Origin of the sequence: Rubrobacter aplysinae, assembly GCF_001029505.1 — a bacterium.
GTDB classification, from domain to species: Bacteria; Actinomycetota; Rubrobacteria; order Rubrobacterales; family Rubrobacteraceae; genus Rubrobacter_A; species Rubrobacter_A aplysinae.
Genome location: NZ_LEKH01000020.1, coordinates 1 through 18,318, shown reverse-complemented (window position 1 = coordinate 18,318; position 18,318 = coordinate 1). Strand labels below are relative to the sequence as shown.

22 protein-coding genes are annotated in these 18,318 nt (G+C 66.0%); 9 read left to right on the top strand and 13 right to left on the bottom strand.

The features are described from left to right. The first annotated feature begins 252 nt into the window (after window positions 1–252). Genes ABD53_RS14100 through ABD53_RS14090 form a run of 3 tightly spaced genes read left to right on the top strand, consistent with a single transcriptional unit; the run spans window position 253 to window position 2,644 of the window. Window positions 253–1,173, top strand: a complete 921-nt coding sequence (locus tag ABD53_RS14100; protein WP_047866495.1) for an ABC transporter ATP-binding protein — start codon at window positions 253–255, stop codon at window positions 1,171–1,173. Then, window positions 1,173–1,967: an ABC transporter permease gene (locus ABD53_RS14095; protein WP_047866463.1), complete on the top strand. Its 795-nt coding sequence runs from the start codon at window positions 1,173–1,175 to the stop codon at window positions 1,965–1,967. Before ABD53_RS14100 ends, ABD53_RS14095 begins: the two co-directional genes overlap by 1 nt. 32 nt (window positions 1,968–1,999) lie before the next feature. Continuing rightward, window positions 2,000–2,644, top strand: a complete 645-nt coding sequence (locus tag ABD53_RS14090) for a GNAT family N-acetyltransferase (RefSeq protein ID WP_047866462.1) — start codon at window positions 2,000–2,002, stop codon at window positions 2,642–2,644. 13 nt (window positions 2,645–2,657) lie between these two features. Here the strand turns inward: ABD53_RS14090 and ABD53_RS14085 are convergent, their stop codons facing one another. The 3 genes from ABD53_RS14085 to ABD53_RS14075 form a co-directional block, all read right to left on the bottom strand. Further along, on the bottom strand, window positions 2,658–4,115 hold the full coding sequence (locus tag ABD53_RS14085; protein ID WP_152670791.1) for an alpha/beta fold hydrolase: 1,458 nt from the start codon (window positions 4,113–4,115) through the stop codon (window positions 2,658–2,660). Between the two features lie 106 nt (window positions 4,116–4,221). Next, window positions 4,222–4,449 carry a hypothetical protein gene (locus tag ABD53_RS14080; protein WP_047866460.1) on the bottom strand — a complete coding sequence of 76 codons (228 nt, stop codon included), beginning with the start codon at window positions 4,447–4,449 and terminating at the stop codon, window positions 4,222–4,224. Between the two features lie 127 nt (window positions 4,450–4,576). Then, entirely contained in the window at window positions 4,577–4,945 is a 369-nt protein-coding gene (locus ABD53_RS14075) for a hypothetical protein (RefSeq protein ID WP_047866459.1), read from the bottom strand. A gap of 326 nt (window positions 4,946–5,271) precedes the next feature. Between ABD53_RS14075 and ABD53_RS14070 the strand changes: the two genes are divergently transcribed. Further along, on the top strand, window positions 5,272–6,525 hold the full coding sequence (locus ABD53_RS14070; RefSeq protein WP_047866458.1) for an NAD(P)/FAD-dependent oxidoreductase: 1,254 nt from the start codon (window positions 5,272–5,274) through the stop codon (window positions 6,523–6,525). A gap of 10 nt (window positions 6,526–6,535) precedes the next feature. Here the strand turns inward: ABD53_RS14070 and ABD53_RS14065 are convergent, their stop codons facing one another. Next, window positions 6,536–6,832 (bottom strand): (2Fe-2S) ferredoxin domain-containing protein, encoded by a 297-nt coding sequence (locus ABD53_RS14065; protein ID WP_047866494.1) that lies wholly within the window; start codon window positions 6,830–6,832, stop codon window positions 6,536–6,538. Between the two features lie 213 nt (window positions 6,833–7,045). Continuing rightward, complete coding sequence (locus ABD53_RS14060) at window positions 7,046–8,506, bottom strand: NAD-dependent malic enzyme (protein ID WP_047866457.1); 1,461 nt, start codon at window positions 8,504–8,506, stop codon at window positions 7,046–7,048. 514 nt (window positions 8,507–9,020) lie between these two features. Here ABD53_RS14060 and ABD53_RS17060 point away from each other — a divergent pair. Beyond that, on the top strand, window positions 9,021–9,254 hold the full coding sequence (locus tag ABD53_RS17060; RefSeq protein WP_152670790.1) for a hypothetical protein: 234 nt from the start codon (window positions 9,021–9,023) through the stop codon (window positions 9,252–9,254). A gap of 103 nt (window positions 9,255–9,357) precedes the next feature. Here ABD53_RS17060 and ABD53_RS14050 read toward each other — a convergent pair whose 3' ends face one another. Next, on the bottom strand, window positions 9,358–9,816 hold the full coding sequence (locus ABD53_RS14050; RefSeq protein ID WP_047866455.1) for a hypothetical protein: 459 nt from the start codon (window positions 9,814–9,816) through the stop codon (window positions 9,358–9,360). A 53-nt stretch (window positions 9,817–9,869) separates the two neighbouring features. Here ABD53_RS14050 and ABD53_RS14045 point away from each other — a divergent pair, with 53 nt between their 5' ends. From ABD53_RS14045 to ABD53_RS14040, 3 genes are read left to right on the top strand one after another with little or no spacing between them, the layout of a single operon-like run. Then, window positions 9,870–10,181 carry a hypothetical protein gene (locus tag ABD53_RS14045; protein WP_047866454.1) on the top strand — a complete coding sequence of 104 codons (312 nt, stop codon included), beginning with the start codon at window positions 9,870–9,872 and terminating at the stop codon, window positions 10,179–10,181. A gap of 52 nt (window positions 10,182–10,233) precedes the next feature. Next, window positions 10,234–10,458 carry a DUF4258 domain-containing protein gene (locus tag ABD53_RS18045; RefSeq protein ID WP_407690117.1) on the top strand — a complete coding sequence of 75 codons (225 nt, stop codon included), beginning with the start codon at window positions 10,234–10,236 and terminating at the stop codon, window positions 10,456–10,458. Between the two features lie 3 nt (window positions 10,459–10,461). Next, window positions 10,462–10,707 (top strand): DUF2283 domain-containing protein, encoded by a 246-nt coding sequence (locus tag ABD53_RS14040; protein ID WP_047866453.1) that lies wholly within the window; start codon window positions 10,462–10,464, stop codon window positions 10,705–10,707. Window positions 10,708–11,011: 304 nt separating this feature from the next. Here ABD53_RS14040 and ABD53_RS14035 read toward each other — a convergent pair whose 3' ends face one another. Further along, window positions 11,012–11,788, bottom strand: coding sequence for a hypothetical protein (locus tag ABD53_RS14035; protein ID WP_047866452.1), 777 nt, complete (start codon window positions 11,786–11,788; stop codon window positions 11,012–11,014). A gap of 370 nt (window positions 11,789–12,158) precedes the next feature. Here ABD53_RS14035 and ABD53_RS14030 point away from each other — a divergent pair, with 370 nt between their 5' ends. Next, window positions 12,159–13,196 (top strand): hypothetical protein, encoded by a 1,038-nt coding sequence (locus ABD53_RS14030; protein ID WP_047866451.1) that lies wholly within the window; start codon window positions 12,159–12,161, stop codon window positions 13,194–13,196. 75 nt (window positions 13,197–13,271) lie between these two features. On the opposite strand, the gene ABD53_RS14025 is transcribed toward ABD53_RS14030, so the two are convergent. The 6 genes from ABD53_RS14025 to ABD53_RS14000 all read right to left on the bottom strand — a co-directional run. Then, the gene (locus tag ABD53_RS14025; RefSeq protein WP_047866450.1) at window positions 13,272–13,904 is read right to left on the bottom strand and encodes a response regulator; all 633 of its coding nucleotides are present in this window, start codon (window positions 13,902–13,904) and stop codon (window positions 13,272–13,274) included. Window positions 13,905–13,908: 4 nt separating this feature from the next. Then, window positions 13,909–15,618: a sensor histidine kinase gene (locus ABD53_RS16210; RefSeq protein ID WP_053058110.1), complete on the bottom strand. Its 1,710-nt coding sequence runs from the start codon at window positions 15,616–15,618 to the stop codon at window positions 13,909–13,911. Between the two features lie 167 nt (window positions 15,619–15,785). Then, complete coding sequence (hisA, locus tag ABD53_RS14015) at window positions 15,786–16,517, bottom strand: 1-(5-phosphoribosyl)-5-[(5-phosphoribosylamino)methylideneamino]imidazole-4-carboxamide isomerase (protein WP_053058109.1); 732 nt, start codon at window positions 16,515–16,517, stop codon at window positions 15,786–15,788. A 13-nt stretch (window positions 16,518–16,530) separates the two neighbouring features. Further along, on the bottom strand, window positions 16,531–17,172 hold the full coding sequence (gene hisH / locus ABD53_RS14010) for an imidazole glycerol phosphate synthase subunit HisH (RefSeq protein ID WP_047866449.1): 642 nt from the start codon (window positions 17,170–17,172) through the stop codon (window positions 16,531–16,533). Beyond that, a complete protein-coding gene (locus ABD53_RS14005; RefSeq protein ID WP_200900405.1) occupies window positions 17,165–17,818 on the bottom strand; it encodes an HAD family hydrolase in 654 nt (217 codons plus the stop codon). The genes hisH and ABD53_RS14005 overlap by 8 nt, the downstream gene beginning before the upstream one ends. Before the next feature lies 1 nt (window position 17,819). Next, on the bottom strand, window positions 17,820–18,318 hold a 499-nt coding region (locus ABD53_RS14000), incomplete at its 5' end, for an imidazoleglycerol-phosphate dehydratase (protein ID WP_047866448.1).

The window sequence follows — 18,318 nt, the reverse complement described above, 5'->3', positions numbered from 1 at the left end:
CGTATGAGCCTCGTGAGCGTCGTAAAGGCGCTGACAGACGGTCTGGCGCGTGTGTGCGTTAGTATATCTGTCTGATATTCGTCCGCGGCAGGCCGGAGGGGCCACAAAGGCCACGAGCGCCACGAGCGCCGCAGACACCAAAGACCTTGGCTTATTAACGTTATCAACGAAGAGTGTGGAGCGTCGCGTTTGCAGAGTACGGGAACAGGAACGGAGAGGGGGCGCGACGGCTCGCGGGGCCGGGGCGTCACGCTGGAGGCCCGGGGCCTGAAGAAGAGCTACGAGGGCTTCGAGGCGGTAAGAGGCGTGGATTTCGAGGTGTACGAGGGCGAGTGCTTCGGCTTTCTGGGTCCCAACGGCGCGGGCAAGACCTCGACGATGAAGATGATCTACAACGCAGCAGTCCCTTCCGGCGGCGAGCTGGACGTCGTCGGGCTGGACGTGGGCCGCGAGGCCCGGCGGGTCAAGCAACGCATCGGGGTCGTGCCCCAGGAGAACAACCCGGACGAGGACCTTACCGTGCGGGAGAACCTCGTGGTCTACGGCCGGTACTTCGGCCTGGGCCGCAAGGAGATCTCCAACCGCGCCGACGAGATGCTAGAGTTCGTGCAGCTCTCCGAGAAGTCCGGCGACCGCGTCGAGCAGCTCTCCGGCGGCATGAAGCGGCGGCTCCTGATCGCCCGCTCCCTGATGAACGACCCGGACCTCGTGGTGCTGGACGAGCCGACCACCGGCCTCGACCCCCAGGCCCGGCACCTGGTGTGGGAGAAGCTGCGCGAGCTAAAGCGCCGGGGAAAGACCCTGATCCTCACGACCCACTACATGGACGAGGCCGCCCAGCTCTGCGACCGGCTCGTCATCATGGAGGGCGGCCGGATCATCTCCTCCGGCTCGCCACAGACGCTTATAAAGGAGAACGTTAGCCCCGAGGTCGTTGAGTTCCGGGCGGAGAGGGGCGGTCCTGACAGCCTCGATAGCCTCGCCCCCGTAATCGAGGCGGAGGCGGACTCCGTGGAGCGCACCGCAGACGCAATCTACGCCTACACCTCGGAGCCGGACAGGCTCATAGAGCGCGTCCGGGCCTCCGGGGCCGGGGTCGGGGATACCCTGAAGCGCAGGTCGAGCCTCGAGGACGTCTTCCTCAACCTCACGGGCCGGGGACTCGTGGACTGATGGGCAAGGTAAATACACTACCCGCGCTCATCCCCTCGCCCCGCGGCGCGTACCGCGTGTGGCGACGGAGTGCCACAATCTTTCGCAAGCGGTGGATCACCATCCTGATCCCGAACTTCGTCGAGCCGCTCTTGTACCTGGCGGCGCTCGGGCTCGGGCTCGGGGCCTTCATTCAGGAGGGCGGCATCGGCGGTCAGAGCTACACGCAGTACATCGCGCCCGGCCTGCTCGCGGCAAACGCGATGTTCGCCGCCTCCTTCGAGAGCACCTTCAACACCTTCGTCAAGCTCAAGGTGGACCGGGTCTACGAGGCGATAGTCTCGACACCGGTAAACGTCGAGGACGCCATCGCCGGGGAGTACCTGTGGGCGGGCACGAGAGCCGTAATGCAGGGGGCGGTGTTTCTGGCCGTGCTCACCGCGCTCGGGCTCATAGCCTCGCCGTGGGCGCTGCTCATACCGTTCGTGCTGCTACTGGTCGGAATCATGTTCAGCGTCATGGGGACGCTTTTTACGAGCCTGATCCCGACGATAGACCTGTACGGCTACTACTTCACCCTCGTCATAACGCCGCTATTCTTGTTCTCGGGGATCTTCTTCCCCATAGACGGCTTCCCCCCGCCCATATCCCAGATCGCCTGGTTCACCCCGCTGTATCACGCGGTAAACGCCTGCCGCGAGCTGGCCACCGGCCCGTCGGTAACGATACTGGTTGACCTGGGCTGGATAATAGTCTTCACCGCCGTGCTCGCGTTCATCCCCATATACTTCATGCGGCGGCGCTTGATCAGCTAGCCCGTCACGGGTGCGGCGGCGTACGGAGGCAGGTGGACACGGGACTCTTGGACGAGGGCTTCAAACTGCGCAAGGCCACCCCGGAGGACAACCGGGTGATCGCCGGCCTCGTGGTCGAGGGCTTCGTGGATAAGTTCCGGCCCGTCTTCCGCGGCAGGCTGGACCGGGCCGCGGACGTCATGGAGCGTTGGGTGGCCCTGGAACACTCCATCGGCGGGGTGACGTCCCTGATCGTGGAGCACGAGACGGACGGCGGCCTCTCTGCCCCCCTCGCCAGCATCGGCGTGCGCACGGGGCACTCCGACGACGAGGCGCTATCCCGCAAGCTCTGGGGGACGCTCCGCGAGCAGCTCGGGCTCTTCCCGGCGCTGCGCTCGGCGACGTTGCTCTCTCACCCCCGCTACAACCCCATAAAGACGGAGGCCTACGTCGAGCGCCTGGTGGTAACAAACGACTACAAGCGCCGGGGCCTGGCCAGGAGCCTGCTCTACGAGGCCGAGGCCCTGGGACGCGGGGCGGACAAGTCCTCTATAGGGCTGCACGTCAGCGGCATCAACCACGAGGCCCTGACGCTCTACGAGACCGAGGGCTACGAGGAGATATCGCGCCAGAGCTCCTGGCTAACGGGCTACGCCCTGGGCATCAGGGACTGGATATACCTCAAAAAGAGCCTCTAGATCCTACCAGGTCCTAGTCTCCCCGTTCCCCGCTCTCGCGGCCGCCGCCATTTTCCTCACCGCGCCCGCGACGGCGGCCCTTACGGACGTCGGACCAGCGGAATAGGTCGTCGGGGAGCTCGGGGATGATATCCTCGCCGCCCGGCCGGCCACCGCCGTCCTGGCGCTCGACGCGGCGCGTGGAGTCCGGGTCCTCCCCGGGCTCCACCGCAGGCTTGGCCTCTTGCCTACCCTCCGGCCCCTCTTCCCTGCTCTCTTCTTGCTTTCTCGCCTGTTCCTCTTCCTGGCTCTCGTTCTTCTCCGGCACGTACCCCATCTCACCGGTATCGTCTTCCTCACGGCGAGCCGCGCCTGCCCGCCGGAGCCTGCCTCCCCTCCCCACGGGCCCGCGTGAGACTCTGGGGGGAGGTTCTGCGGTCTCGGCGGCGCTGGCCTCCTCATCCGGCTCCAGGCCGTCTATGCCGCGCGAGTCCTGTCCGGACTCCCGGGGGTCCCTGACCTCCCTGGGCATTCCAGAAGATGCCTCCTCGCGTGGTGCCCGGGAGCTCCTCCGGGAGTGACCGCTTTCGTTCCCGGCGAGAAAGGTGAGCAGGCGGGAGCTGAACTCCTCTGGTAGCTCGCTCATCGGCAGGTGGCCGCAGCCTTCGAGTATCGCCACCTCCGAGCGCGGCGCACTCCCGGCCCACACCTCGGCGGCCTGGGGGTCCACGATCTGGTCCTCTTCGCCGGCGAGCACCAGCACCGGGGCCTGCAGATGCCGCGCCTGCCGGGCGACACGCTCACGGGAGATCTCCCGCCTCACGGTGTTGAAGGTGGAGCGCAGCGCGGCGGGCACGGAAGCGGCGGCGTCCTCCATTAGCTCCTCGGGCAGGTCCCGCTTGTCCGAGACGAACGGCTTCAACCACAGCTTACGCACGAAGTCCGCGTACTGCCCGATCACGTAGAACAGCGGCCCGATAACCGGCAGCGTGGCGAGCCACAGCGAGGTCGGCAAGTCCATCTGATCCTCGTTTGCGGGGACGGCGACGAGCGTCACGCTCCGGGCGAACTCCGGGTGGTCCGCGGCGAGCTTGACGACCATGTCACCGCCGACGTCGTGTCCGACGATGGCCGCGTTGTTGAGCCTGAAATGGGAGCAGAAAGCGTACAGCACGCGGCTGCCGTGCCTCACCCCGTAGCCGGTAAGCGGCTTGTCCGACTCCCCGAACCCCCGGAGGTCCAACGAGTACACCGTAAACTGCCCCGAAAGCCTCTTGGCCAGCGGTTCCCAGATCCTGGACGACGATAGCAGACCGTGGACCAGCAGCACCGGGGGACCCTGACCGGTGACCCGGTAGCGGATCCAGGAGCCGTCCAGCTCCACAAACTCGTCGTCACGGACGGCCTGCGCCTCCCTGGACGTCCTCCCGAGCGCGAGCGAGACCCCGATCAGGGCCACTATAATAAGCAATACGATCAGCGTAGCAGTCATGCCACGGATGATACCGTAACCGGAGCTAGAGGGCACGCCCCCTTCTCAGGCAGCCTCCACCGGACCGTAAGCGACGGGGACCGCTCTACCGAGTCTATTGGACCTACTAGGCTCCCCAGCGCTTGGCCAAGAACTGCCGGATTATTATGGAGGCTATGATCGTCGAAACCAGGGAGAAGACCGCTTTTACGAGCGCCTCCTTGGCGTCGTCCCTGACCCTCCGGCTCTCGGTCTCTGGCTCCGCCAGGAGCTTGCCCGCGAGCCTGCTGGCTAGCTGGGAAGCGATCAATGTGGACGCTATCGAGATGACCTTTTTCTGGGTATCTTCGCTCACGGGCTTCCTCCCTGTTATCCGCTCGGGCTGGTCTTTACGAGCTTCACGACCGGAATTCTAAACCCAAACCCGCCCCGATACCCGGGATTAACCACAGCCGCCACCGCCTGGCCATGCCTACTCTCGTCTATCCCCGCCTGTGCTCTGGGGCCTGCGGGGCGTAGAGATGCTTGAGCTGCATCCTGAGATCCCGGCGGCCCGCGGTGTGGGAGTTGCGCTCGATACAGTACAGAACCTCCCCCGGACGCCCGGGGTGCAGGTCGTTCTCAGTCATGAACTCCAGAAGCTCCCGGAACCCGTCTCCGACCTGATCCACGAACTCCGCGAACGAGATGCTGCCGGAGATCAAACGCTCCCGCGCCTCCTCCGGCGCGAGCGCCCCCAACCGGCGGCTCGTGTGGCGCACGATGAGCCCCGGAGACGCAGCCTCGACCTCTGCCAGGCTCTCCGCGAGGCCGTCGCCGGCCTCTGCGGCTCCAATCTCCCGGTTCCGCAAAGCGGCCCCCTTTCCAAGCCCTCAAGGGCTACTCTCCCCCGTATCCATGCCGGTTCCCCGCGCGCCGTCACCCCACGGCTCGCCTCCCGTCCCGAAGTCTAGAGATGTCTCCCCACTTTGTAAAGTGTGGTACGCATGCTGTAAGTCAGGGCTCATCGTGTGTACGGACGGGCTCCGGTGATTCTGCGGGCGGTCATGGGCAAAGCACCGGTATACTCTCGGCGTGATCCACCACGTCGAACATCACACCAGGGCTCTGGAGGCGTAGAGATCTTACGAAAGACGTGCTTTAGCGTGATACGGGCCCCACAACCAGAGGGCGCGCGATGACCCCCCCGGAGCCCCGGCGCTCACGGGTGGTCGTGGTGGGCGCGGGCTTCGCAGGAGCCTCGCTCATCCGGAGCCTGCCGCCCTCGCTGCGCCGCCCCGGTCAGACGCTGCTCGTGGACCAAGAGACCGAGTGGGACTTCATACCCCTGATCCACGAGGTCGCCGTGGGCAGGGTCCACCCGGATAGCGTCCGGAGCAGCATACCCGCTCTGTGCCGGGGCCGCTGCGACTTTCTCCGGGCGAGCGTAGAGGGTATCTCCCCCGAGACCCGCACCCTGCACACGAGCGCCGGCCCCGTGGAGTACGAGTACCTGGTGCTCGCGGCCGGCAGCCGTCCCACCCCGCCGCCCGCGGAGATGGCGGATAGCTTCGGGCTCTTCTGGTCGCTCGGGGACGCCCTCTCGCTACGTTCCGCTCTGGACGAAGCCTGGAGAGACTCCGTGCGTGGAGACGAAGCGGAGGGGACACTTACGGTCACGCTCGTCGGCGGCGGGGCCACCGGCGTGGAGCTAGCCGCCGAGATAGCCTCCCTCTTCGACTATCTGAAGAAGCGCACGCCCCGCCCCCCGGCGCGGGAGCCCCGGGTGGTGCTCCTGGAGGCCACGGACCGGCTGCTGGGTTGGCTCGACCCCTACTTCCACGAAGTCGCCCTGCGGGAGCTACGGGAGCTGGGCGTCGAGGTGCGGCTGAACACCCCGGTCACCGGGGCCGACGGCGACGGCGTAAGCGCCGGAGACGAGCGTATACCGGCCCGCGCCCGCGTGTGGACCGCCGGGGTACACGCCGCGCCGCTAAACGGCTCCCTGGATGCCGAGACCGACGGTTCCGGGAGGGCGGCGCTTGACGGCTACCTCACGTTGCCGGATCACCCGGAGATCTACGTCCCGGGCGACGCCGGGGTGTACACGGACCCGGACCACGGCCCGCTGCCCCCGACCGCCTCCGTGGCCGTACAGCAGGGACCCTGGATCGCCCGGGATCTCGATCGCCGCACGCGGGGTCGGGAGCGCCGGCCATTCTCGTACTTCGACCGGGGCTACGTCGTGAGCCTCGGGCCCGAGAGCGCGGTCGCCGAGGCGGCGGGAGCAAAGTTCTCCGGCCCGAAGGCCCAGGCCCTGTACCGGAGCATCTTCCTCTACTACCTGCGGGGCCGCCGGGCCCGGCTCCTCACGGGCGCGGACTGGTCCATGGAGCGCACCATCGGCCGTCTGGGATTCGACACCACCGGGCGTCTAGCAGACCGGCGTTAGGCTACGTAAACTACGCGGCCCCCGTATCGTGGTCCCGTCTCTCCTCCCGCCTCTCCAGGTGACGCTCCACTATCTCCGGGACCTCCGCCTGCGTTACCCGCGTGTACCACACGTCATCCGGGAAGACGAAGACGACCGGACCTTCCTCGTGGCGGCGGGTACACGAGTTACGCAGCACGAGCCCGGAGGGGTGCCCACGGGAGGAGATCTCCTCCCGGAACCTCTCCAGTAGCTCGCCCCCGCCCTTCTCTCCACAACGCCCCTCCCCAGGAGTGGCGCACACGAATATCTGTTTCGGTACCGGCATGGCCACATTCTACGTCCCTCGCGGGCGGTTGCCACCGGCTCCTCGTCTCCTCCCACGAGACGTTCCGCCGGAGAACACTACTCCCGGCCCAGTCTCCGGGGCTACCGGTGCAGCTACCGAGACCATCGGGGACCCCGAAAAGATCTCAGGGTGCCCGGTAGCCCCGGTCAGAGGATGGCAGAGCTTTCTATACGCTCCGCGTGCTCTACTGCCCTACGTGCTCGTCATGCCGAGGCCCGCGCCCTTGACGCCCTCCTCCCGCTCTTCCGGGGAACGCCTGGCGGAGCCGCTCTTGTGGGCGGCCTCGGCGACGGCATCCGCCACCGCCGGGGCCACCCGCTCGTCGAACACGGAGGGGATTATGTAGTCCTCCGAGACCGCTTCCTCGGGCACCACCTCCGCTATGGCCTGCGCGGCCGCCAGCTTCATGGGCTCATCTATCTCCCTGGCCCTTACCTCCAGGGCTCCGCGGAAGATGCCGGGGAAGCAGAGGACGTTGTTGATCTGGTTCGGGTAGTCCGAGCGGCCCGTGGCTATGATGCGGCTCGCGTCCACGGCTATCTCGGGCCTTATCTCGGGGTCCGGGTTCGCCATGGCGAAGATGATCGGGTCCTCCGCCATCGTCTTGACGTCTTCCAGTGTGAGTACGTCCGGTACGGAGAGCCCGAGGAACAGGTCCGCGCCGCGCACGGCGTCGGAAAGGGTGCCGGTGATGCCCTCGGGGTTGGTGTTCTCCGCGTACCAGCCCTTGGAGGTGTCAAGCCCCTCGCGGCCCTGATGCACGATGCCCCGAGAGTCGCAGCCGACGATGTTCTTCACCCCGGCGGCGAGCATGATCTTTGCGCACGCCACGCCGGAGGCTCCCACGCCGTTCACCACCACCCGCAAATCCTCGAGGCTCTTGTCCACGATCTTCAGGGAGTTGTATAGCGCGGCGAGGACCACCACCGCAGTGCCGTGCTGGTCGTCGTGGAACACGGGGATGTCCAGCTCTTCCTTTAGCCTGTTCTCTATCTCAAAACAACGCGGCGCCGCGATGTCCTCCAGGTTTATGCCGCCAAAGCCGGGGGCCAGGTTCTTTACGCTGGAGATGATCTCCTCGGTATCCGTCGTGTCGAGGCAGATCGGGAAGGCGTCCACCTCGGCGAACTCCCGGAAGAGCATGGCCTTGCCTTCCATGACCGGCATCGCCGCCTCGGGGCCTATGTCCCCGAGACCCAGAACGGCCGTGCCGTCGGAGACGACGGCGACCGTGTTCCGCTTTATGGTCAGGTTGAAGGCGCGCTCGCGGTCCTCGGCGATGGCGCGGCACACCCTCGCCACCCCCGGCGTGTAGGCCATCGAGAGGTCGTCGCGGGTCCTCACGGGCATCTTGGAGCGGACCTCGATCTTGCCGCCGAGGTGCATCAGGAAGGTGCGGTCCGAGATGTTTATGACCCGCACGCCGTCCAGTGCATCCACGGCCTCCACTATGCGCCCGCCGTGGTCGGAGTCGCTGGCGTTCACGGTAATGTCCCTTATGGACGACTCCTGCCGCATCCGCACGATGTCCACCGCGCCGATCATGCCCCCGGCATCCCCTATCGCCGTCAACACCCGCCCCAGGGACCCGGCCTGATGCGGAAACTCCACGCGCAGCGTCATGCTGTAGCTGGCACTCGGTATCGCTTCCATCCCACCCCTCTTTTCTCTCGCTTCCGCCGCTGCCATCAAACGACATCGAACGTCTCCAGAACCGCGCCTCCGGCCCTCCCCGGCCCGGACACGACTGCCTCCCGGCATCTTACCCGGACGGGACGGAGCTTTCCAGAGTATTTTTCATTCTATGGTGAATATATTTCGCTTTGCGAGATACGATGACCCTCCGCCTCCAACGCAGACTCGACGAGTCGTCGAGTGGGGCCCGGCCTGGTTGCGTGAGAATCCGTGCAGACGGAGAATGGATTCTGGAGCTTCCGCCTCTCTGACAGGGCGCGTCTCAGGGGCTACGTCAGGGGCGGCGTGGTTGTAACCGGAGTCGTAATGCGGGTGGACGATGGAGCAAGGCGGGCGACTGATAAGGTTTACTTTCAAGCTACCCCAGACCGGCGCATACGTCGGTCCGCCCTCCCTGGGCTCCGGGATAGCCGAGGTAGGCGAGACGGGTATAGTGCTGAAGCTTGGATACCGGACAGAGGAGCCTCGGCGGGTGAGTCTGGCTGTATCCGGGATCCGGTCCGTGGAGCTCAAGACGGGCCTGCTCGGCAACAGGCTCGTCATAGAGGCGGAGGACCCGGCGGCCACGAGCGGCGTCTCCAACAACGAGCAGGGCACGCTGATATTAAAGATCCCGCGAGGAGAGCTGGAGTCGGCGCGCCAAGCGGAGTCTCTGCTAAAAACACGTCTCGCCAGGGATTTCGAGGCTCCGGCTCAGGCATCGTAGGGAGCAACCCGGGCGCCGGGTCTGTTCATCAGATGCTCTCCGTACGGGGCTCGCGCCTACACTTCAAACGTCCGGGGCTCGAGAGCTCCGGCCTCCACGCCCGCTACACGGGCACGAACTCCGGGTCGTCGGGCAGGTCAGAGCCCGGCAACGCTTCACGGCGGGAGGTGAGCCACCGTCCCAGCGGGGTCTGTGGACCGGCCTCCTCGGCGGCGGCCTCCAGGCCGTTTCGCAGCTCGTGCAGCAGCGGCGGACGCTCGCCGTAGGAGATCACATCCAGCTCCGCGACCACGGCGGCATCCACGAACTCTCCCCACAACCGGTCCCGCTCGTCGCCCGGGGCCTGTGGCGGCCTCGTAAAGGCATCCTTGACCTCTTTCGGCAGCGGAGCCCCTTCGAGCAGCTCCTGCCGCTCGGGGTCGGGCGCCGCGTCGCCCACGGCGGCCAGGTAGTGGCGGGCGGCGAAGAGCAAGAGGCGCGAGGAGACGGTGCGCTTGCTCCAGGAGCCCGCGACCCGCTCCCAGTGTACGAAAGAGCCGCCGTGGAGGGCCTCAAGATCCATAGCGGCGTTATATCATGCCGGTACGCCCATCCCCCCGGTGTTAGGATGCGGCCATGACAGAGCTAACCTGCACGGCCCGGCGCATCGGGGACTACGAGAGCCGCACGGAGGAGTATGAGCTAACTTTCTCCGCCGACGACGCCGAGCCGGAGACGCTACAGATAAAGTACCAGGCCGCACGGGCGTTCGAGATTACACGCTCCCTCGACTGGGCTGTAGAGACCGCCCGCCGGGCAATAGCCAGGACCGACCCCGACCTCGCCAAGTCCCCCTCGGACGAGACGCTCACCCAGTTCTCCTGGAAGACGCTCCAGTCCGCCAAGTACGAGGAAGGCGAGCCCAAAACCTCGACACTGGAAGTGTAGAAGTTAAAACTTCCGGCATGCCCGACATGCCAGATTGCAGCGACGGTTTGACGTGCGGATCTCCCTGAGCAGCCACGCCCGGAGACGCATGAACGAGCGGAACGTATCTCTGGAAGACATAGAGAACGTCTTATCAGGCAGGGGACGGAGTCATCCGAGCCAAAGGAAACGTACGCAACGTGGTCGATCTTTAGGAGGGCGTGCCCTAGAAGTGGTTTATACTGAGTCAATGACCGGCCAATTCCACATAGTCACCGTCAAGGTCTTGGATCGGTAGCGTATGAGATTCGAGCTAGACAGCGAAGTAAACGCCCTCTACATCTACTTTCGGGAGATCCCGGACGGTGCCGTGACGCGCACCGTGGAGCTAGAAGAAGGCGTAAACCTCGACATAGACTCCGGGGGCCAAATCCTGGGCCTGGAGTTCGTAGACGCCGACAACCTCCCCAAGTTCCTGACACAACACGGTGGTGAACTCGACATCCCCGAGCGGGCAGAGGACCTCAAAGGCTTCTCGCTCGTTTAGCGTGTCGAGGTCATGAAAACAGTGCTTAGGGTTGTTCACAGACCCTGCAATCCGCAAAGTACGAGGAAGGCGAGCCCAAAACCTCTACGATCAAGTTATAGAGCGCCTCGACCGCGGCGACGGCGTAACAGGTGTGCTTTCCGGTATTTGGTAAGCCGCTGCTCCGTCCGGCACCGCCCGTCAGCCCCCCGGTTGCCGGGAGGCTGTATATGTTGCATATACGCGGCCAGTCCACCGCGGAGTCCGGGAGAGTGTCGGGCACCCTCCCGGACTCGCTGAGTGGCGGCTGAGAGTAACGGAGGATCTAGCGTTGGCTGGTCATGCGCCTCGCTATCAGGCCACTGGCCACGAGCATGGCTCCCGCGCCGAGCGCGAGGAGTGAGGCACCGCCGGTGTCGGGCAGGATGCTCAAGCCGCCGGAGCCATTAGAATCGCTGGAGGAAGCTCCGGGAGATCCAGAAGATTCAGAAGGAGAGCCGCTGCCAGAAGGAGGAGCGACCGGATCGTTCTCGTACTGATCCTCACTGTTTCCGGGGTCTCCATTCTCGTCACCCGGACCGTACTGATCTTGTGGAGGGTTCTGGTCGCCCTGGTCTCCGGCCTGGTAGGTGGCGCTCACGGTGGTGTCCTCGGTGGGGGTTATCGTGCCCGCCTCGAAGGTCTCTATGAGACCTTGGCCGTTTGAGACGGTGTACTCGTAGGAGCGGGTCTCTCCCGCTGCCACCGCCAGGGGCCCGGTGCTCACGTTGTTTCCGATGCTGAAGAAGGTCGCGGTATAGGTCTCGCCGGCCTCACAGCGCGGTATCCGGGCATCGGGGGCGGCAGTAGAGCAGAATGTCCCGCCGATGTCCGCCGTACCGGGCAGATCAAGCCCGAGCGTCCGGCCCTCCGCCACCTCACCGTCCACGGTAAGCTCGAAGGTCACGTCCACCGTACCCGCCCCGGAAGGGTTTTCCTGGGCCGCGGCAGGCGCTGCAGCGGCGAGCAGCGCTACGAGCATCCCCAAAGCCACCAGGCTCGCTGGACCGAGCCGCCGGCTCATCTCCGCCTTATCTTCCAGTCTGTTCATCCCGGTTTGCATGCTCCCGCTCCTTGTCTTCCGCGCCCGGCTCTTCCGGGCCTGTGGTGTCATATTGCCGCGGCGGGCAGAGGCCGGGATCGTCCGAACGGAGGACTTATTCTCGCCGGTAGGATGATCTCACCGCTCCGCCCGCCTCTGCCCACCTTAAGAAACCCTCCAAAACCCTCCGAAAATCACGTAAGCCCATGCTCCGCAGATTATCTACCGATCCTCCACAGACTCTCTAAAGACTCCGGGCGTACCTGGGAGTATCCTCCGAAAGTCGCCCAGGAATACTCCACTCGCAGGATGCAGGCTCCATGCTCCTGATGAATAATGGTCCTGTAATGATCCCGGTTGCCCCCGGTACATCCGACATGGAGACTGGCATATGAGCGGATTCAAGTCACTCAACGCATTTGCGGTTCTTTGCGCGTTCGTGCTCGCGACGCTGCTGACCGCCGATACGGCGCTTGCCCAGGCTTCACCACCAGACAACACGCGGGATCAGTACGAGGAGTACGGGGAGCGCCCGGCCCCGGATAGCTTCCAGGATCTCGCCCGCCTCGGCATAGCCGGACCGGAGGATTTCGACTACTGTGATGCGGCGGGCTGTCACATACTCGGGCCCTCCGGCAAGGAGTTCTTCTTCTGCGATCCCGACTGGGACTGTGAGTACGTGTTGTGGGAGTCCGGCATGCTTGACGCCGGCGACTTCGACTATTTCGAGGTCCAGGCCCGGGACGAGAGGTACGGTGAGGCCGGGACCTGCTACGTGTGCGGCTCTAAAGAGGCGTGCCTCAACGTCGCCAGCTACGAGTGCGACGCCTCTGGTAATTGCATGTACTACATGGCCGGAAAGGGCGGCGGACTGGAAGATATAACCGGTAGGCAGCAAGCCGGAGGAGAGGATGCCGTGCCCGATGCCGGCGAGGATGCCCGGCGCGCCCTAGAGGGCTTCACGAGAGCCCTGCAAAGGGCCCCCGGCGCCAGGATGAAGACCGCGCTCGCCACCGAGAAAGACGTGAGCAGCGGAGCGCCGCCCGTCTCCCGCGCCCCTTCTTCCCCAGGAGGCTCGGACGAAGCCGGCGCAGAATCCGCAGGAGCCGGAATCGGTGCGGGCCCCGGAGACGCCAACGGCTCTGACGGCGGCGGAGGCGGCGCGGGAACGCACAGCGGGGGTAGAGATAATAGAGGAAGCGGCGACGAGAACGATGAAACCCCGGACGGCGATGCCGCCTCTGCGGAGTCTAGCGGTTCCGAGGACTCAGATGACTCCGCCGCGGAGGGTACGGGGGGTACGCAAGCCGCGGAAGCTGCGGAGTCTACGGAGATATCGTCAGAGCCTCTGCCCTACGTGGCCCTCAGTGTAGGCGTCCTGGTCCTGGTGGCGGGGGGCGTCGTGGCGGCGGCCAGACGCCTCTGGTAGAGGACGCGAGTGGACCCGGCTCGCCCTCGCGCGTGTCCGGTTGTTTCTACTCTGCGGCTTACACTCATCGAGCCCTCACTCATCGAGCCTCAGTATCTGCCTTCTAAGGGCCACGGTCACGGCGGCCGTGCGGTCGGTAACGCCGAGCTTCTCGAATATGTGGGCCATGTGGGTCTTTACGGTGGTCTCCGTGATCCACAGCTCTTTGGCTATCTCCTTGTTGCTCGTCCCCCGGGCGACGAGCTCCAGGACCTCGATCTCGCGGGTGCTCAACGCTTCTTCGGCGGGCCCCCGCACTCGGTTCATGAGGCGTGCCGTGACGGCCGGGGAAAGGAGCGGCTTGCCCTCGGCGGCGGCGCGAATGGCCCCAAAGAGCTCCTCGCTCGGGGCGTTCTTGAGCAGATATCCGGTCGCCCCTCTATCTATGGCCTTTACTATGTCGGCGTCGCTCTCGTAGGTGGTAAGGACTATCGCGTGTATACTGGGGTAGTCGGCCTTGATGCGGGAGATCGCCGTAACGCCGTCCATGTGCGGCATTCGCAGGTCCATGAGGACCACGTCGGGCTTTAGTCTCCCGGCGAGAGCGACCGCCTCCTCTCCGTCGGCCGCCTCTCCGACCACCTCCATACCAGGCTCCTCGGAGACGAGCCCCCGCAGGCCGGCGCGAACTACCATGTGATCGTCGCAGATGAGTATGCGGATGCTCATGGGGTCAGCGGGCCCTCCTCGCGGTCTCCCCGGCGGGCTGCAGTTCCACTCCGGGGGGCTCGGGCTCTGCGGGACTTTCATCTCCCTGTTTCTCCGCGCCCTCCGCGACCGGCAGCTCTACCGCCAGAGAGGTCCCCTCTCCGGGCTCACTCTCGACCGTGACCGAGCCGCCGAGCTGTGAGATCCTCTCCCGCATCGCCCGCAACCCGAAGCCTCCGGTGTCGTGGGGCATGGCTTCCCTGGACACTCCGCCGGGGTCGAAGCCGACGCCGTCGTCCCAGGCGTCGAGCACGACCAGGCCCTTCATGTACGATAGCGTCAGCATTACCCGGCTGGCACGGGCGTGCTTGCGGGCGTTCGAGAGCGTCTCCTGGGCGGTCCTGAGCAGCGCGGTCTCTACCTCCGTCGGCAGTTGCCGGGGCGTGCCGGACACGCTTACTCCCGCGCGAGCGTCGTTCTCACCGGACCACCGTTCGGCGAGCGTCTGCAGGGCCTCGGGCAGCGAGTGCCGGTCGAGTGCTTCGGGGCGCAGGGCCCATATTAGCCTCCGCGCCTCCGCGAGGCTCTCGCGGGCGGTGGCGCGGGCCGAGTCAAGGTCCGTACGCGCGGCCGCCGCAGCCGGGGGCAGCCTCCGCTCCATCGTTTCGAGCTTTATGACTATGCTATTGAAGCCCTGGGCCAGGGTGTCGTGGATCTCGTGCGCCAGCCGCTGGCGCTCGACGAGGACGCCGGCCTCCCGGCCTGCTCTGCGGGCCTCTTCGAGGAGCCGCATGTTCTCCAGGGCGAGCGTCACCTGGACTGCTATGGTCTGGTAGTCGCGCACGACGCCCCTCGAAGGCCTCCACAGCTTCCGGCGGAAAGTAACCGCGAGCGCGCTTACCCGCCTCTCCGGTGCGGATTCAGCCGCCCCGGGATAGTGGAGCGGGAGCAGGAGTACGGAGCCCACATTACGGCTCTTCCGGGCCTCTTTCCAATCTTCCGGCATCTCGCCGGAACGGAGCAACACCGGGGAGGCCGTCCCCCCAGAGAGCCCGGCGGCCCGGATCACACCCCCGTCCACGAGGGCCTCCAGCGGCAGACCCGGACCGTTTTCCGCGGGCCAGTGGGCCAGGGGTTCCAGCTTTTCCGGGGAGCTCTCTCCGGGGCGGACTACCGCCCTCAGAAGGATGACGCCGCCGACATCTGGCCCGGCCAGGCTCTCGCCTATAGCCGCGACCGTGTCCCCGGCGTCCGCAGCGGAACCGAGCCGGAGGCTCGTATTGTAGAGTGCTTCCCGGCGCTCCCACGTCGCCCTGCCCCAGAGGCCGCCGAGCAGGCCGCCCACCAGGGCCAGAGCCAGATACCGGGCAGCTTGCTCTACCGTGAACGGCGCCCAGTTCAGCCCCATGACCTGATGCAGCATGGTCGAGAGGAGCCCGATGCAGACCCCATACATCAGGAACCGCTCGCCGACCTTCAGCGAGAGCCAACGCGCCGCCACGAGGACGAGGCCCAGGTGCAAGATCGGCCCGCCGTAGACCATGACGTCGCCGAAGGCTTGTATCTCGGCATCCGAGACCTCCCTGCGGCTCAGGATTCCCATGGAGGCGACGAAGACGAAGACCGAGAGGTACCCGATAACCCAGCCGAGCACCGCAACGGCCAGGCTGGCGGCCAGCACCAGCCGCCACCGCAATCCCGTGAAGCTCGTAACCAAAGCACCCGGCCCGTACAAAACAGCTCCAGTCTAAAGCACGGTCGCAGAGCAGGCGACGGTAGGCGACGGTAGGCGACGGCTAATCCGCCCGCGTTCTGCAAACACGCCCTCTAGACCCCTGGCGCTACCGTGAAACCTGGCTGAATTACCGGTTTTGCTCTCCGCGCGGGCTACCCGGGGGGTCCTCAGCCCTTGCTCGCGGCCTCGAGTAGCTCCTCCAGCGTGACGGCACCCTCGTAGAGAGCCGTGCCAACTATCGCTCCCGTTACACCGGGGAGCTTTGCGAGGGCGGAGATGTCCGAGGCGCCACGTACGCCGCCGCTGGCTATGGTGGCTATCCTCTCGGCGACGGCGGCGGTCTCTTCGAGGGCGGCCCCGGCGTCCATGCCGTCGCGGGATACGTCGGTGTACAGGACGGAGGCCACGCCGTCGGCGTCTAGCTCTTCGGCGAGCTCCAGGACCTCTATTCCGCTCTCGCGCTGCCAGCCGTGGGTTGCGACCACGCCGCCACGGGCATCAACGGCCACGACCAGCGCCACGCCAAGCTCCTCCACGGCTCGCAGCCGCAAGTCTCTGTCGTCCACGGCGGCGGTGCCCATGACCATGCGGGCCGCCCCGGAATCCCGGAGCCGGCGCGCGTCCTCCAGGGTGCGGACGCCGCCGCCGGCCTGGAGCGGCACGTCTACCGCTCGGGCCATCTCCTTTATGAGATCCAGCTGGACCGGAGAGCCGCTCTTCGCGCCGTCCAGGTCGACGACGTGAATCGCCCGCGCCCCCTGACGCTCCCACTCCCGGGCACGGCTCACGGGATCTGCGTCGTACTCCTTGGAGCGGTCGAAGTCGCCCTGCTTGAGCCGGACGCACCTGCCGCCACGCAGGTCTATCGCCGGGAAGACCGTGAACTCCACCGGTATCATCTGCTCATCCTATCTATCCTGTCTTCTCTGCCCAGGCGAGGAAGTTCGCGTACAGCGTAAGCCCGGCGCGGCTGGACTTCTCGGGGTGGAACTGGGTGGCAACGAGGTTGTCGCGTCCGGCGGCGGCGCAGAACTCGCCGCCGTAGTCGGCGGTCGCGAGGAGATCGCCTTCGTCTAGCGGCTCCGGATAGTAGGAGTGGACGAAGTAGAAAGCCTCGCCGTCCAGGCCGTCGAGCACCGGATGTTCGCGGGTGATGGAGAGGTGGTTCCAGCCCATGTGCGGTATCCTGAGCCGCTCCCCGGACTCGTCGGAGACGAAGCGGCGGCACGTACCGGAGAGGATGCCGAGGCCGGAGACCTCCGGCGACTCCTCCGAGCCCTCGAAGAGCGCCTGAAGCCCGACACACACCCCGAGAAACGGTGTGCCCCGCTCGACGGCTTCGCGGCAGGCGGCGTCCAGGCCCCGCGAGCGCAGCTTCTCGAGGCAGTCCCCGAAGTTCCCGACCCCGGGCAGGACCACGGCGTCGGCGGAGGCCACCTTACTTGGTTCCGGGGTGAGGTCCACCACGGCCCCGACCTTCTCCAGGGCCCGGGTCACGGAGAGGGTATTCCCCGCATCGTAGTCCACCACGGCGACCCGCAGCCCGTTAGCCATTCGCCTCTCCGGTTTCTCCGGCAGCATCGGAACTCAATAGGCCGAGCCGGATCATCTCCTCCCGGAGCTCTGCGCCGTCCCGGAAGACGACGCCGGTAAAGCCCAGCCCCTCCGCCGTGCGCACGTTCTCCTCCTTATCGTCCACGAACGCCGACCTCGCGGGGTCGAGGCCGGTACGCTCTACAAGAAGGTCGTAGATCTCCCGGTCCGGCTTTACGAAACCCTCCTCGCCGGAGACGACGATCTCGTCGAACCACCGCAGGAACCCGTACTGCTCGCGGGCGAGCGGGAAGGTCTCGGAGGAGTAGTTCGTCAGGGCGTACAGCGGGTATCCGAGAGCCCGCAGCTCGCCGAGAACGCGCACGGCGCCCTCGATCTCGCCGCCGAACATCTCCTCCCAACGGCCGTAGAAAGCCTCGATCTCGGCGGCGTATTCGGGGTGCCGGGAGATCAGGGCCTCCGTACCCTCTTCTAGTGAGCGGCCCCGGTCCTGCTCCAGGTGCCAGCCCATCACGTCGACGTCCGATACGAAGGTCTCCATCTCCTTCTCGGTGTCGAACATCTTGCGGTACAGGTACCTCGGGTTCCAGTCGATCAACACGTTACCGATGTCGAAGACGACCGTATCCAGTGCGCCGCCCGCCAAGCTAGTCCACGACTCCCTTGGTGGAGGCCGAGCCGGACTCGCGCAGGGCAGTGCCCTGCCGTAGGGCCACGGCAAGCGCCTTCACGCCGGACTCGACCTTGTGGTGGGCGTTCTCGCCGTAGTGGCAGTTCAGGTGCAGCGTGAAGCGTCCATACTGGGTGAAGGCGCGCAGGAACTCCTCGAACAGCTCCACGTCGAAAGCCCCGATCTTCTCCGGCATCGGCCCGAGGCTGCAGGTGAGGTGCGACCTGGCCCCCATATCCACGACGGCGGTCGAGAGCGCCTCTATGAGCGGGGCGCTCGCGTCGGCGAAACGCACGAGACCCTCACGGTCGCCGAGCGCCTCGTCCAGGGCGCGCCCGAGCCCGAGACCCGTATCCTCGACGGTGTGATGGTCGTCCACCCAGGTGTCGCCCTCGGCGTGGACGGAGAGGCTTATGCCGGAGTGGTGGGCCAGCAGGTGCAGGATATGATCCAGGAACCCCACCCCGGTCGCGACC

Excerpts from the sequence above, each read along its gene's own strand:
- ABD53_RS14095 (WP_047866463.1), top strand. The coding sequence starts at position 1,173 with ATGGGCAAGGTAAATACACTACCCGCGCTCATCCCCTCGCCCCGCGGC.
- ABD53_RS14085 (WP_152670791.1), bottom strand. The coding sequence starts at position 4,115 with ATGACTGCTACGCTGATCGTATTGCTTATTATAGTGGCCCTGATCGGG.
- ABD53_RS14070 (WP_047866458.1), top strand. The coding sequence starts at position 5,272 with ATGACCCCCCCGGAGCCCCGGCGCTCACGGGTGGTCGTGGTGGGCGCG.
- ABD53_RS14065 (WP_047866494.1), bottom strand. The coding sequence starts at position 6,832 with ATGCCGGTACCGAAACAGATATTCGTGTGCGCCACTCCTGGGGAGGGG.
- ABD53_RS14060 (WP_047866457.1), bottom strand. The coding sequence starts at position 8,506 with ATGGAAGCGATACCGAGTGCCAGCTACAGCATGACGCTGCGCGTGGAG.
- ABD53_RS14050 (WP_047866455.1), bottom strand. The coding sequence starts at position 9,816 with ATGGATCTTGAGGCCCTCCACGGCGGCTCTTTCGTACACTGGGAGCGG.
- ABD53_RS14045 (WP_047866454.1), top strand. The coding sequence starts at position 9,870 with ATGACAGAGCTAACCTGCACGGCCCGGCGCATCGGGGACTACGAGAGC.
- ABD53_RS14040 (WP_047866453.1), top strand. The coding sequence starts at position 10,462 with ATGAGATTCGAGCTAGACAGCGAAGTAAACGCCCTCTACATCTACTTT.
- ABD53_RS14035 (WP_047866452.1), bottom strand. The coding sequence starts at position 11,788 with ATGCAAACCGGGATGAACAGACTGGAAGATAAGGCGGAGATGAGCCGG.
- ABD53_RS14030 (WP_047866451.1), top strand. The coding sequence starts at position 12,159 with ATGAGCGGATTCAAGTCACTCAACGCATTTGCGGTTCTTTGCGCGTTC.
- ABD53_RS14025 (WP_047866450.1), bottom strand. The coding sequence starts at position 13,904 with ATGAGCATCCGCATACTCATCTGCGACGATCACATGGTAGTTCGCGCC.
- hisA (WP_053058109.1), bottom strand. The coding sequence starts at position 16,517 with ATGATACCGGTGGAGTTCACGGTCTTCCCGGCGATAGACCTGCGTGGC.
- hisH (WP_047866449.1), bottom strand. The coding sequence starts at position 17,172 with ATGGCTAACGGGCTGCGGGTCGCCGTGGTGGACTACGATGCGGGGAAT.